Below are 12,887 nucleotides of genomic sequence, written 5' to 3'. Positions count from 1 at the left end.
GCAACGTTGCCAGAACGGCTTGCTCGCGGGTGCATAAGCCATTGTTACCACATTTAATCAATGGTTGCAACAGAGCAAGTTCTACATATTGACATGTTGAGCTTATTTTGCTAGGTTCTGTTGACATTTCAAAAAGAGTGTAGCCTGGTCACATGATAACGGTAAAACTCAGTGATGAACAATGGATAAAAATCCGGGCATTCTTGAAAAGCGACCCGCACGTCTATGTCGGCAATGAGGCCGACAGTCGCCGTTCCATTGAAGGGGTACTCTGGATAAGCCGGAGCGGTGCCCAATGGCGGCTTTTGCCAGCCGACTACGGAAAATGGAACACGGTGTACAAGCGCTTTGCACACTGGTGTGACCAGGGTGTCTGGGAACGAATGCTTCAGTACGTTGCTGATGACCTGGATATGGAACATGGTATGCGATTCTACGATTGTGCGTGCTTATCCGTGCGCAGCCGGTGACCAAAAAACAGGCGGTCATGCATACGGTGAGCCAGCGCCGCCACCTGCGCCCAGTCTTGTTCGTTGGCTGGTTTGACCAAAACAGCCAGCAATTGCCCCAGCGTATCCACGTCCAGGTGCATCATCGCTCCGTTGCGCCGGTTGTGTCCATCGTAGCCAGCACATCCCCCGTGTTCCGGCGTCGATTGCAACGCCCGACTGTCTACGATACGGCACGAGGCCGGGGCGTGCGGTCAGTGATGTCGCGCAGCAGCATCCGCACCGCATGCAACATCTGCTCACACACCCCTGCCGTCAGCCAGTGCTGGGTCTGGTGATCCACCACGTACCACGGCGGCACGTCAGTGGGCAGCATCCGCCACGGCGCACCTGTGCGCAGCATGGAGCGCAGCCCGTTGGAGACGTCGCACAGGGGGTATTTCCGCCTCTCATCGGAAACATCACTAGGATACGCTTTTCGTGTCACAGCGTTGTAATGCACGAGCGGAACCGAAAAGTCCATAACAGCCTCTAAGCTCAACGATGCGGCCCGGATTGAGCGGATGTTGCTGACAGTCACTATCGTCACCGTATGGTGTCACGAACTGGGCGAGGAGGTGCTGGAGACCGAGCAATGCCGTCAGTTTGATCCCGGATGGAAGCGTGAGCTAAGTGTCTTTCAACTCGGCCCGCGCTGGCTCGTCTACTGTATTGCCACTTTTCCGCAACGCCTTTCAGCTTTTTCCGCGTCTCTACGCCCCATTCGCTTACTTCCCTGCCTGCCAAAACGCTGATGTTAAAAGTGTCAGGGTGTCAGCCTGAAACCGCTATTATTCCCTATTCCCTATTCCCCATTCCCCACTCCCCACTCAGGAGCGCACCGAAACCACTCCCCTACCAGAATGTGCTATCATTACGCGAGCATGATCGTGCCGCGTTTGCTGAAGGTGTTCTGCGATAATTCCCATGGCTACTATTGAGTTGCACGCCTGGTATCGACAGTATCGTAAGCTGAAAGAGGAGGCCGCTGATGCAATCCTTCTCTTTCGGTTTGGTGATTTTTATGAGACGTTTGATGATGATGCGAAGTTGATTGCTGAATTGCTTGATATAACGCTGACGCGCAAGGAGTATGCAGTTGATAAGCGGTTGCCGAAAGATCAGCAGAAGCTGTATGCGCCCATGGCCGGGATGCCTTATCACGCTGTGGATCGCTATGTTTCTGAGTTGATCGCTCGCGGGTATCGGGTTGCTATCGCCGAGCAGTTGAGTGAGACGGAGGCGATGCGTAATGATACGCGACCGCGCTCGGTCTATGCCGCTGGGCTGACGCCGGTCGAGAGTAGCGGGAAGATGGTGCAGCGGGCAATTGTGCGGGTAATCACGCCGGGTACGGTGATCGATCCGGCAATGTTACCCGACCGTGCGAATAATTATCTCGCTGCAGTGATTGTTGAACAGGGTAAGGTTGGTCTGGCTTATGCCGATCTCTCTACCGGTGAGTTCGCTGCGGCAGAGTTTACCGATGCCTGGGCATTGATGCAGTTGCAAGCCGAGCTGGCCCGGCTGTCACCGGCTGAGGTGTTGGTGCCCGATGATGAGTCGTTACGGTTGCCTAATCTAGAACCGGTGCAGGCCCGCCTTAGTCAGGATTTGGCACCGCTGACGAAGGATGAGCGTGAGGCGCTGCTGCCCCACGAGCGGGTGGCACGCCGTCTGGAAGGTGCGAGTGCGGCGAGTTGGACGCAGGGGTATGTGACGGAGTGGCCGCTTTGGCGTTGGGAGTTGGCGACGACGACTGAGGTGTTGTGTGAGCATTTGGCACTGCCGGCGCTGGCGGTGTGCGGTCTGGACGGGTGTCCACTCGCTACCCGGGCCGCCGGTGCGTTGTTGCAGTATGCGCAGGTTACTCAGCGTCAGCGCGTGAGTCAGTTGCGTGCTTTGCGCGTGTATCATACTGGTGCGTATATGCTGCTCGATCCGCAAACCCGCCGTAATCTGGAGCTACTCGAGAGTGGTGGTCGCCAGGGAGCGAAGGCGTCGTTGATTGCGGTGCTTGATCGTACCTGTACTGCGATGGGGGTGCGTTTGTTGCGCCGTTGGATTACGCAGCCGTTGATTGTGATCGAACCGCTTCAGGTGCGTCAACACGCCGTCGCTCGTCTGGTGGCTGAGACGATGGCTCGTCTGGAGGTGCGTTCGGCGCTTGCCGATTTGCCCGATATGGAACGGGCACTCAATCGGATTGCGCAGGGTATCACGGTCGCTACGCCGCGTGATATGGTGCAGTTGCGGGCGGCGTTGCGTAAGTTGCCCGCTGTTGCGCAGGCGGTGCAGGCGCTGTTGCCCGATCTGCTCGCCGCTGAGATGCCCGGTGAGCCGCCGCTGGTGTTCAATGTCTGCGCCGATGTGCTTGACCTGCTCGAACGGGCGCTTGATGATGATCCGCCGGCGTTGCTCGGTTCGTCGAATTATTTGCGCGCAGCCGAAGAGGGTGGCGAACGGCCACGGCGGGTGATTCGCCCCGGTTTTGATCAGCGTCTCGATACGTTGATTCGGGCTAGTCGTCACGCTCAGGAGTTTATTGATCGCCTGGAAAGCAAGGAGCGTGAGCGAACCGGTATCCGTTCGCTCAAAGTGGGCTATAACCAGGTGTTTGGCTACTATATCGAGATTTCGCGCACCGTTGATGCGAAGTTGATCCCGTCACATTACGAACGTAAGCAGACGCTGGTAAACGCCGAGCGCTATGTCACCGAAGAGTTGAAGTACTATGAAGGGCTTCTGAGTGATGCCCGTCTGAAGCTGGTCGATCTTGAGCGTGATATTTTTCAGCAGCTTTGTGATGAGTTGCAACACCATCTTGATCGGTTACGCGCTGCAATTGCGGCAGTTGCGCGCATTGATGCGCTGGCTGCTCTGGCCGAGGTTGCTGTGCGTGGTCGTTATGTGCAGCCACAATTGCGCACCGATCGGGTGTTGCGAATTAAGCAGGGGCGCCATCCGGTGGTGGAACGTACCCTCAGTGAGCCGTTTATCGGGAATGATATTGATCTCGATGGCGAACAGGCACAGATTTTGATTATCACCGGGCCGAATATGGCCGGTAAGAGTACATTTTTGCGTCAGGTGGCTTTGATTACGCTGATGGCGCAAATTGGTTCGTTTGTGCCGGCTGATGAGGCTGAGATTGGTCTGGTTGACCGCATTTTTACCCGGATTGGTGCTCAAGATGATATCGCGACCGGCCAGAGTACATTTATGGTCGAGATGACTGAAACGGCAGCGCTGTTGATGCAGAGCACTCCGCGCTCGTTGATCATTCTTGATGAGGTTGGCCGTGGAACCAGTACGTACGATGGTATGGCGATTGCTCGTGCCGTCGTGGAGTATATTCACGATCACCCGCGATTGGGCTGTCGAACCCTGTTTGCGACCCATTACCACGAGTTGATCGCGCTCGAACGTGAGTTGCCCAGGGTTCGTAATTATCATATGGCGGCGGTGGAGCGTGATGGTCGGGTGGTCTTTTTGCATGAATTGCGACCCGGTGGCGCTGATCGCTCTTACGGAATCCACGTCGCCGAGCTGGCCGGTATCCCGCCCGAGGTGATTCGGCGGGCCAGTACTTTGCTGGCTGAGCTTGAAGGTCAGCGTCCAGTATCCTCACCTACAAAACCACCTGCCCCACCGGTACCGGTTGTTGTGCCGGCGCAGGAAACCGACCAGGGGATGCAATTATCGTTTTTTGATCTGGCACCGCATCCGGTGGTAGAGTATTTACGTCGGCTTCGCATCGAGGAGCTGACTCCGCTTGAAGCGTTAAACCGGCTAGCCGAACTTCAGCGACTGGCCGGGCAGGGATAGAAATGGAGCAAGACATCTGTGCAGATCGCCCGTGACCTTACTCCCGGCCTGGCCAACCGGGCGACGGTGTTGACGATTGGCCGTTTTGATGGTGTGCATCTGGGTCATCAGCAGTTGATTCGGACGACGGTTGAACGGGCACGTGCCCTTGATATGTTAAGTGCGGTGTTGACATGGGAACCGCACCCGCGTGCTGTCCTGCAGCCCGGTCAGCCGTTGCAGTTGTTGAGTGATCTGGACGAGAAGATTGAGCAGATCCGTCGTCTTGAACCGGATTTGCTGATTATTGCCCCGTTCACATCTGCTATTCGCAATTTGACAGCTGCCGAATATATGGCGCAGATTGTGGCAGCCGTGCCGGTGCGCGAGATTTGGGTTGGCGAGGACTTTGCGATGGGACGGGGACGCGAAGGAGATATTCCGCGCCTGATGGAGATTGGCCGTGCGTTGGGATTCTCAGTCGGCGCCCTGAGTAAGTATACGGTGGCCGGCATCCCGGTCAGCTCATCGCGCATTCGTGAGTTGGTGCTGGCCGGTAATGTGGCCGGCGCTGGTGCCTTACTTGGGCGTCCGTTTGCCCTCCGCGGGGTTGTCACCCGCGGTGATGGCCGTGGTCGCCAGATTGGTTTTCCCACTGCGAATGTTCAAGTGAGCAGTGATGTGGTATTGCCGGCCAATGGGGTTTATGCCTGTCGCGCGTATCTGTCAGATTCGACGATGGTGCCGGCAGTGGCGAACATCGGGGTGCGTCCCACGTTTGCCGGAACACAACGGGTAGTTGAAGCTCATCTGCTTAACTGGCAGGGTGATCTGTACAATCAGCCACTGCGTCTTGAATTGTTGATGCGACTGCGGAATGAACGGAGGTTCAATAGTGTCGATGATCTAGTGACACAAATTACCCGTGATGTCACCGAGGCGCGGTCGATTCTGGGACTAGAGACGACTTCGTAGCGGGCAGGTTTGATCCTGCCCGCGATCAAGCGCTAACGTGCCGTCCACCCTAGCGCCATTTCGTACACGGAACCGGTTATCGCCCCTGCCGCATCTGAACAGAGAAACGCCGCCAGCCCGGCCACTTCTGTCGGTTCGATCAGACGCTTGATGGCTGCCGGTTCAAGCATAATTTTCTCGATCACCTGATCTTCGGGAATGCCCCGTGTGCGTGATTGATCGGCGATCTGCTTCTCGACCAGCGGTGTTCTGACGTAGGCCGGTGCGATCAGGTTGACGGTAATGCCGTAGGGACCACCCTCAAGTGCGGCAGTTCGCGTTAGACCGAGTAAGCCGTGCTTGGCCGAGATGTAGGCGCTCTTAAACGGTGAGGCACGCAGGCTGTGTACCGAGCCAATATTGACAATTCGCCCCCAGCGGTTGGCTTTCATCCCCGGCCAGACGTATTTGGTAAGCCGAAACGGTGCCGTTAACATCACGGCAATCATTGTCTCCCAACGCTCTTCCGGGAAGTCTTCGATAGCGTCGATATGCTGAAAGCCGGCATTGTTGATCAGCACGTCAACCCGACCATACGCATTGAGCGCTGCATCAACCGCTTGCCGACATCCGGCCTGCATGGCTAAATCAACACCGACAAAGATGCCACCCAAACGTTCGGCGGCTGCTTCGCCAGCTGCACCTGGGAGATCAACCAGAACAACGCGATATCCATCGGCGGCGAAGCGCTCGGCGCAGGCTAGGCCGATGCCACTGGCGGCACCGGTAATGAGTGCAACCTTATCACCCATTGTTGTAACCTCCTCTGGTTATGACAGAGCGATACATTTAGATGATGTCGCGAATCAGGTTAACAATAGCTGGCGTTGGTTGGTCGGCATTGACATAATGAACATGTACTCGGCCAGTGTAGTAAGCCAGCACGGGTGCAGTCTCTTGTTCGTAAAGGCGTAGACGTGTGCGAATCACGTCGGGGTGATCATCTTCCCGCTGTACCAGTGTGACACCGCGTGCCAGGCATTGGGCAATCTTTGCCGTATCATCAATGTGGAGGATAATGTCCTGGCCGTCATCTCGCCGACAAATCCGACGACCACTCAGTCGGTGTACGATGGATGCCTCATCCAGGGTCAGCACGATCACCGCATCCACTCGTCGGTTCAGATCGGCTAGAATTGTCTCCAGCATGTGCGCCTGCGCGACACTTCGCGGGTACCCGTCGAGAAGGCAGTCTTGATCAATGGGGATACGTTGCAACCAGTTCCGCATCAGTTCTGCCATAACGCTATCCGGTGCCAGTTGACCCTGTTCGAGCAATGGCTCAATACGCTGACCGAGCGCACTCTGGGCGCGAATCTCGGCACGCAGTTGCTGACCGGTGGCGATTACTGCCACTCCGGTCACCTGAGCCAGTTGGCCGGCAATAGTAGTCTTGCCTGCACCAGGCGGTCCTATCAAAAGTATCGTTCTTCCTGTCACGATGTTGTTCGTTGGTTAGCCTGAGACACGGTTGATAGCATCGTCGATACCAGGGTAGTTGGGCGCGATCTGTTTCAGGGTCTGGAAGGTTGCTAGTGCTTCGTTCCATCGTCCCTGCTCTTCGTAGGCGCGACCCAACCCAAAGTAGGCACTCGTGTATGATGAATCAAGTTCGATAGCGCGTTTGAACATCGACTCGGCTTCCGTGTAGCGATCACTCAGGAAGAGGCTCCACCCCAAACCATTGAAAATTTCCTGGTTGCCACTGTCGAGTTGCAGCGCCTTCTCAAACGCTTCAATCGACTCGTCATAACGATCCTGGTATTGCAGAATCCAACCGAGACCATTATATGCAGACCCATTATGATCGTTGCGGGCAATGGCAGCACGGTAGGCCGCTTCTGCCTGTTGATACAGTTCGCGCTTGACATTCTCGTTAGTTGCATCATAACCTGCAAAGAGGCTAGCTTCACCTAGCAAGGTGTGCGCAACTGCGGAATGAGGATTAGCTGTAATCGCTTGCTTCAAATGATCGATGGCCTGCTGCATGTCGTTATTATCGAACGCCAATCGTCCCAGACCAAGCAGTGCAAAACTCTCATCTTTGTTCAAGTTCAGTGCCTGATTGAACGCCTTTTTCGCCTCGCTGGGCTGGCTGTTGAAGTAGGCAACCCAGCCCAACCCAGCCTGAGCCGGACTGAAATTGGGATCGAGGATCAATGCCGCATTGAACTCATTCCTAGCACTATCGAAATCACGAGCCACTGAGAGGTAAATTGCTGCCAATTCATAGTGAAAGAAAGCTAGTTGCGGATAGGTATCAATAGCTTGTTCAAGATTGGTGATGGCCTGATTGAGTACAGCAGCATCCTGACGAAGAGTGTAGTCTTGACTGAATGCCCATCCCAGTAAGGCATTGGTAAAGGCTTTCGTTAGGGGATCGGCAGTAGTCAAGCGATCTTCAGCCTCGCTGATAACCGTGAATGCTTCACTCATAAGGTTATCATTCCGACTATCGGCAGCATTGGTAGCCAGAACTGCAGCACGTAAGGCGTAGCCAATAGCAGATGATGGATCAGCGTCAATCGCTCGTTCACTCGCCGAGCGTGCTTGAGTGATATTACCAAGCCGGAAGTAGGCGTAGCCGGTGATTCCTTCACCGACCGCCCGAACGGTACTATCATTGATATCAAGCAACGGTTTTGCCGCAGTGAGTGCAGTTTGCCAGTCCCCCTTGGCTACATACATCCAGGCCAGCCGGCTATGGGCTACCGGATTGGCAGCATCGGCGGCTACCGCAGCCTGATAAGCCGTAATCGCATCGTCTAACCCCTGCGACCGAGCCAATGCCGCATCTCCTTCACTGATATGCGTTTCGGCAGCATTGGTGGCAATCGGTGGCGGCGGCGGACGTAGCAGGAAGAAAGTGGTCAGGCCACCACCGATGAGCAAAACACCAACGATCAAGCCGACAATCAGACCAACCGGTGTTCGTTTGCCACCGGTTGACGCTGATGTTGCCGGTACGTTGAACGGGTGTGGGGTCGGTGCCGGTGAGCTGGCACTGTACGGATGTGTTGCCGGTGTAGCAGGTGTTTGTACGTAGACCGGTGGTGGCGTTACCGGTGTTGTCGGTACGTAAGCTGGTGGTTGAGACACCGGTATGGTTGGGGCGTAGGCAGGTGGTTGAGACGCCGGTGTGGTTGGGCCGGAAGCTGGTGGTGGTGTTTGATAACCTGCATTGGAAACAGCCGGCATCCCGCGCTGTGGGGTAAGCGGGCGACTCAGTTCACGCTCGCTCAGACCGACGGCCTGGCGCAGGGCGGCGACCATTTCCGCCACTGAAGCAAAACGCGCTTCTGGCTTGCGGGCTAACGCACGCATAATCACATCCTCGACTGCGGGCGGCAAATCGCCACGCACGTCGCGGGGTGGAATAGGGGCGTGGACAAGCCGCGCCGCCAGCATCGCCATCGGCGTTTCTGCTTTGAATGGAAATGCCCCCGTGAGTAGCTCATAAAGCATGACTCCCAGCGCATAAATATCGGTTGGTGGACCGACATTGGGTAGTCCCTGGGCCTGTTCAGGAGACATATATTCGGGTGTGCCCATAACTGTCCCGGCCATGGTGAGACCGCTATTATTGGCTCCCGTACCTCGCGCTAATCCGAAGTCGGTCAGATAGATCCACCCCTCATCGGTAATCATAACGTTCGAGGGTTTAATGTCGCGGTGAATAATCCCCTGGCGATGGGCATAATCGAGTGCTTCGCCCACTTGAGCGAGAATTTGGGCTGCTCGCGCCACAGGCAATGGACCCTCTTGTTGCAGCAACTGCTTCAGGGTACGTCCCTGAATGTATTTCATCGCGATATAGTGATAGCCCGCCACTTCGCCGACTTCGTAAATCGCCATGATGTGCGGATGTTCCAGACGGGCTGCACTACGCGCCTCTTGCCGGAAGCGAGCGATATAGCTCTCATCATTGGTTATGCCTGGCGGCAAAATTTTTAATGCCACAATTCGATCCAGATCGGTCTGTCGGGCCTTGTAAACCACCGCCATCCCGCCGCGTCCCAATTCAGAGAGGATTTCGAACCGACCTATGGTTTGACCTACCAGAGATAATTCGCTCATAGCCCCCCCTCTCGCTCAACCTGGTAAAGGCGCATTCATTAGTGTCCGAGCGAAGCGTTACGCACCGCCTGCATAGGTATAACGACTAACCAGGTTACCACTCGCATCGCGTAATACCGCACTATCACCTGTATTGTTCCAGATCGGGCGACGTGCTCCCCAATAGAGATTGGTGGCATCATCTATCCCGCTCTTTGTCCACAACTTCACCTCTGCGCCGCCGCCAAGGGTAAAAGCCGGGAAGGTGTAGGTGTGTTTGTCACCTTCGTCCACCAGCGTCCAACCGGTGAGATCAACCGGTTCGTGAGAGGCGTTGGTAATCACCACAAATTCACCTTCCAGATCACTTCCCGGCGGATCATATTCTATATACGTAATACTCACGTTCGGCGGTTTAGCAACCAGGCGCTCGATGTCAACAATCGACTCGGCGACTTCATCGGTCAGTAGCTCGGCAACATCTTCTTCAATTGGTTCATTATCGGGTGCAGGTGTGGATGCTCCCAATGCTGTAACCGGTTCAGGCATGATTGCCACGGTCAGATGTTGTTCGGTTGCGGGCCGTGGTTTGCTGGTTGAGGGTAGTGGTGTTTCATCAGCCCAACGTTTGATCTCAGGCTCAACGATCCGGGCAAAATCACCGGGCAGACTGGCAAACCCGCGACTCAGCTCATATAGAGCACGTTCAATATGTGTGCGGCTTTGATTTGGTAGAAGACCGAGTGGCAAGCGGAGCAGTGCAAAACCAAATCGACCGACTTGAACTGTTGTCTCTGCCAGCGCGTTGTAAAGCAGATCGTTGTGCTGTGGGCGGTTCGTCATCGCACCCTCCTCTGTACATCAGGCCGCGGTATCACACAAACAGCATTACTGCAAACTGGTCACCAAACCGGCATATTTGTCGGTCAGGATACGGGCGTGGTCTTCGCTAACTCCCTCGGCAATGACGTGGAAGAATGGCCCATCCGGGTCAGGCAGGATGAGAACCCATTCTTCACCCAATTCAATCTTGATGCCGTCGATCTGCTCGCCGTGACGTTCGTGGTATTGCTGGTTAAGAATGCGCATCACCTTGCCTTTGCTCTCCCAGCGACACGGAACACGGGTTTGCCAGAGGTAGTACGGTGGCAGATCCGCCAGTACTTCGCTTAGGGTCGTCTGGTTGAGCGAAAGCAGCTCCATCAGGCGCGCAATAGCAAACATACCGTCGGCAACGGGATAGAAGTTTGGAAAGATATAATTACCGGTGCCATCACCTAGCAGCAGGAGATCGGCGCGTTCAGCCGCCAGATTCATCAGTGCACCCAGATTGGCACGAGTGCGAATGATGCTGCCACCATAACAGGCAGCGATCTGTTCAAAAGCCCGTGGTGCTGTCACCGGTACGGCAACCACTCCCCCGCCGTTGGCCCGCATTGCCAGTGCGGTAATTGCTGCCAGTGCTCGCAGGGGATGGAGGCGCCGGCCCTGATCATCAATCAGAAAAATCTTTTCGCCGCCAGGATCGAGCCGCACGCCAAATTGCGCTCCCACAACCGGCGTGATTTTGGTCAGCCGATTCATCGCTGCTTCAAAATCAGCACTCGTCTGAAAGACCATCCGCTCGTCGAGATAGACATTCAGCTCAACCGCATCGGCCTGCATGCGCCGTAAGATTTCGGCCATGACGGTGCTGGTACTGGTGTTGGCATAATCGATAACGATGGGAAAGCCTTTCCCGAATGCGGCATTCCGGCCCAGTGTGCGCATAAATGCGGCCCGGTAGGTCTCTTCAACGTCTTCACCGTAGAAGATACGCCCAATTTCATCAAGATAGGCTCGCCGGTAATCTTCCCGGAAGAAGGTGCTCTCGATTTTGCGTTCGGTCGCACTGTTAATATCCAGCCCAAGGTGATTGAAAAACTTAATCTCGGCGACCCGATTGTCGAACGGTGAAATGCGCACGTGGACGCCACCGGCGGCGCCACTGGCGTGGGTGTAGTAGCGGGCAATCGGGATTGGCACATTGCGCAAATCGCAGACATTCACCCCAGCCGAAGGCAGGCCGGCAATAATCGCCCGTTTCAGCATCCGTGGCGTGAAGTGCGCATCGCGATTGATGGTGACAGTAGCGCCACGCGGCAGGGTAGCGCCGTAGGCTGCACCAAGGCGGGCGCACATTTCTGGGGTAATTTCGATGTTGACCAGGCCGGTAATGCCGTAACGTCCAAAGAGGACGCGCCGGCCTTGGCTACCCCAGATAATGCTAGAGGTCACTGTCGCGCCTTCGTCAACCTCTTTTGAGGGCCAGATTTTGACGTTGGGTTGGACAACGGCGCCCGCGCCAATTTGTACGCCATCACCGATAACGGCGCCCTCGAAGATCATGGCGCGTGAACGGATGTTGCACTGGCGGAGTACAATCGCTCCGCGTAATTCCGCCCGTTCACCGATGTACGAATTGCGCCAGATGATCGAGCGGTCGATGTTGGCCCTACTATCGACAATGGTGTAATCGCGAATGACGGATGGCCCGTGAATGATCACGCCTCCCTTAATCTTGGCACCATGACCAAGATAGATTGGCCCGTGTAATTGGGCATCGGGAGCAATTTCGGCATCACGGTCAACCCAGATGTCGCCACCGATGTTGTGCCCAACGCGAGGCAGATTTACCTTGCCCGATAGGTAATCACCGCAAGCCCGCATATACTCCTCGATAGTGCCGACATCTGTCCAATACCCGTTTGCGATGTAGCCCTGGAGCCGGTCACCACGGTGGAGCATGCGCGGAAAGACATCTTTCGACCAGTCGGTTACTTTGCCGCGTTCGATGTAGCTGAAGATGTCGGGATTGAAGACATAGATACCGGTGTTGACCGTATCGGAAAAGACTTCTCCCCAGCTCGGTTTTTCGAGCAACTGCCGAATGCGCCCCTGTTCATCGGTGATGATAACGCCGTAATCGAGCGGATTGGAAACACGGGTCAAGGTGACGGTGGCTGTAGCGCCAGAGTCCATGTGATATTCGATAATTTGCGAGAGATTAAAATCGGTGAGTGCATCACCAGAGATAACCAGAAATGGTTCGGTCAATAAATGTTCGGCATTTTTAACACTACCGGCAGTACCGAGCGGCACTTCTTCCAGCGAATAGGTGATATTGACGCCATACGCGCTACCATCACCGTAATAGTCCTGGATAACATTCGCCAGATACTGCACTGTAATGATAATATCGGTAATCCCGTGGAGCTTGAGTAATTCAATGATATGCTGCATCACCGGTCTATCGACCAGCGACACCATTGGCTTGGGGCGATTAATCGTAAGTGGTCGCAGGCGAGTGCCCTCGCCGCCGGCCATCACAACGGCTTTCATGGCGGCTCCTGCAAACTATATGATACCGCGACGATAATTGCGCTTCGTAGCGGGGAACTGCTTCCGCACAAACATCTTTAGTATATCATGCTCCAAAGCTGACCGGCAACCTCTTGCCGAAAACCGTCTCTCGTGCTATAC

9 protein-coding genes and 1 pseudogene are annotated in these 12,887 nt (G+C 55.4%); 4 read left to right on the top strand and 6 right to left on the bottom strand.

All coding sequences use genetic code 11. The features are described from left to right. Positions 1-152: 152 nt before the first annotated feature. On the top strand, positions 153-470 hold the full coding sequence (locus tag VAE55_RS19180) for a transposase (protein WP_416181210.1): 318 nt from the start codon (positions 153-155) through the stop codon (positions 468-470). A 14-nt stretch (positions 471-484) separates the two neighbouring features. On the opposite strand, the pseudogene VAE55_RS19175 reads toward VAE55_RS19180, so the two are convergent. Next, a pseudogene (locus tag VAE55_RS19175) lies at positions 485-972 on the bottom strand (transposase); the annotation flags it as partial. Positions 973-1,012: 40 nt separating this feature from the next. Between VAE55_RS19175 and VAE55_RS14995 the strand changes: the two are divergent. The 3 genes from VAE55_RS14995 (at position 1,013) to VAE55_RS14985 (ending at position 5,270) form a co-directional block, all read left to right on the top strand. Continuing rightward, entirely contained in the window at positions 1,013-1,243 is a 231-nt protein-coding gene (locus VAE55_RS14995) for a hypothetical protein (protein WP_322816547.1), read from the top strand. 172 nt (positions 1,244-1,415) lie between these two features. Next, positions 1,416-4,316: a DNA mismatch repair protein MutS gene (mutS, locus tag VAE55_RS14990; protein ID WP_322816546.1), complete on the top strand. Its 2,901-nt coding sequence runs from the start codon at positions 1,416-1,418 to the stop codon at positions 4,314-4,316. Positions 4,317-4,334: 18 nt separating this feature from the next. Next, complete coding sequence (locus VAE55_RS14985) at positions 4,335-5,270, top strand: bifunctional riboflavin kinase/FAD synthetase (RefSeq protein WP_322816545.1); 936 nt, start codon at positions 4,335-4,337, stop codon at positions 5,268-5,270. Between the two features lie 32 nt (positions 5,271-5,302). On the opposite strand, the gene VAE55_RS14980 is transcribed toward VAE55_RS14985, so the two are convergent. From VAE55_RS14980 to VAE55_RS14960, 5 genes are read right to left on the bottom strand one after another with little or no spacing between them, the layout of a single operon-like run. Further along, the gene (locus VAE55_RS14980; RefSeq protein ID WP_322816544.1) at positions 5,303-6,061 is read right to left on the bottom strand and encodes a 3-hydroxybutyrate dehydrogenase; all 759 of its coding nucleotides are present in this window, start codon (positions 6,059-6,061) and stop codon (positions 5,303-5,305) included. A 37-nt stretch (positions 6,062-6,098) separates the two neighbouring features. After that, positions 6,099-6,728, bottom strand: a complete 630-nt coding sequence (locus VAE55_RS14975; protein ID WP_322816543.1) for a nucleoside monophosphate kinase — start codon at positions 6,726-6,728, stop codon at positions 6,099-6,101. Positions 6,729-6,764: 36 nt separating this feature from the next. Beyond that, positions 6,765-9,386, bottom strand: a complete 2,622-nt coding sequence (locus VAE55_RS14970; protein ID WP_322816542.1) for a protein kinase domain-containing protein — start codon at positions 9,384-9,386, stop codon at positions 6,765-6,767. Between the two features lie 57 nt (positions 9,387-9,443). Next, positions 9,444-10,208 (bottom strand): lamin tail domain-containing protein, encoded by a 765-nt coding sequence (locus VAE55_RS14965; RefSeq protein WP_322816541.1) that lies wholly within the window; start codon positions 10,206-10,208, stop codon positions 9,444-9,446. Positions 10,209-10,253: 45 nt separating this feature from the next. Then, the gene (locus VAE55_RS14960) at positions 10,254-12,746 is read right to left on the bottom strand and encodes a mannose-1-phosphate guanyltransferase (protein ID WP_322816540.1); all 2,493 of its coding nucleotides are present in this window, start codon (positions 12,744-12,746) and stop codon (positions 10,254-10,256) included. Between the last annotated feature and the right edge of the window lie 141 nt (positions 12,747-12,887).

The sequence above is a fragment of the Chloroflexus sp. genome (assembly GCF_034432675.1).
Classification (GTDB): domain Bacteria; phylum Chloroflexota; class Chloroflexia; order Chloroflexales; family Chloroflexaceae; genus Chloroflexus.
This window is presented reverse-complemented; position numbering and strand designations above follow the sequence as displayed.

Bases quoted from the DNA above. Each gene is read 5' to 3' on its own strand.
- VAE55_RS14965 (WP_322816541.1), bottom strand. From the start codon at position 10,208: ATGACGAACCGCCCACAGCACAACGATCTGCTTTACAACGCGCTGGCA.
- mutS (WP_322816546.1), top strand. From the start codon at position 1,416: ATGGCTACTATTGAGTTGCACGCCTGGTATCGACAGTATCGTAAGCTG.
- VAE55_RS14995 (WP_322816547.1), top strand. From the start codon at position 1,013: ATGTTGCTGACAGTCACTATCGTCACCGTATGGTGTCACGAACTGGGC.
- VAE55_RS14960 (WP_322816540.1), bottom strand. From the start codon at position 12,746: ATGAAAGCCGTTGTGATGGCCGGCGGCGAGGGCACTCGCCTGCGACCA.
- VAE55_RS14970 (WP_322816542.1), bottom strand. From the start codon at position 9,386: ATGAGCGAATTATCTCTGGTAGGTCAAACCATAGGTCGGTTCGAAATC.
- VAE55_RS19180 (WP_416181210.1), top strand. From the start codon at position 153: ATGATAACGGTAAAACTCAGTGATGAACAATGGATAAAAATCCGGGCA.
- VAE55_RS14980 (WP_322816544.1), bottom strand. From the start codon at position 6,061: ATGGGTGATAAGGTTGCACTCATTACCGGTGCCGCCAGTGGCATCGGC.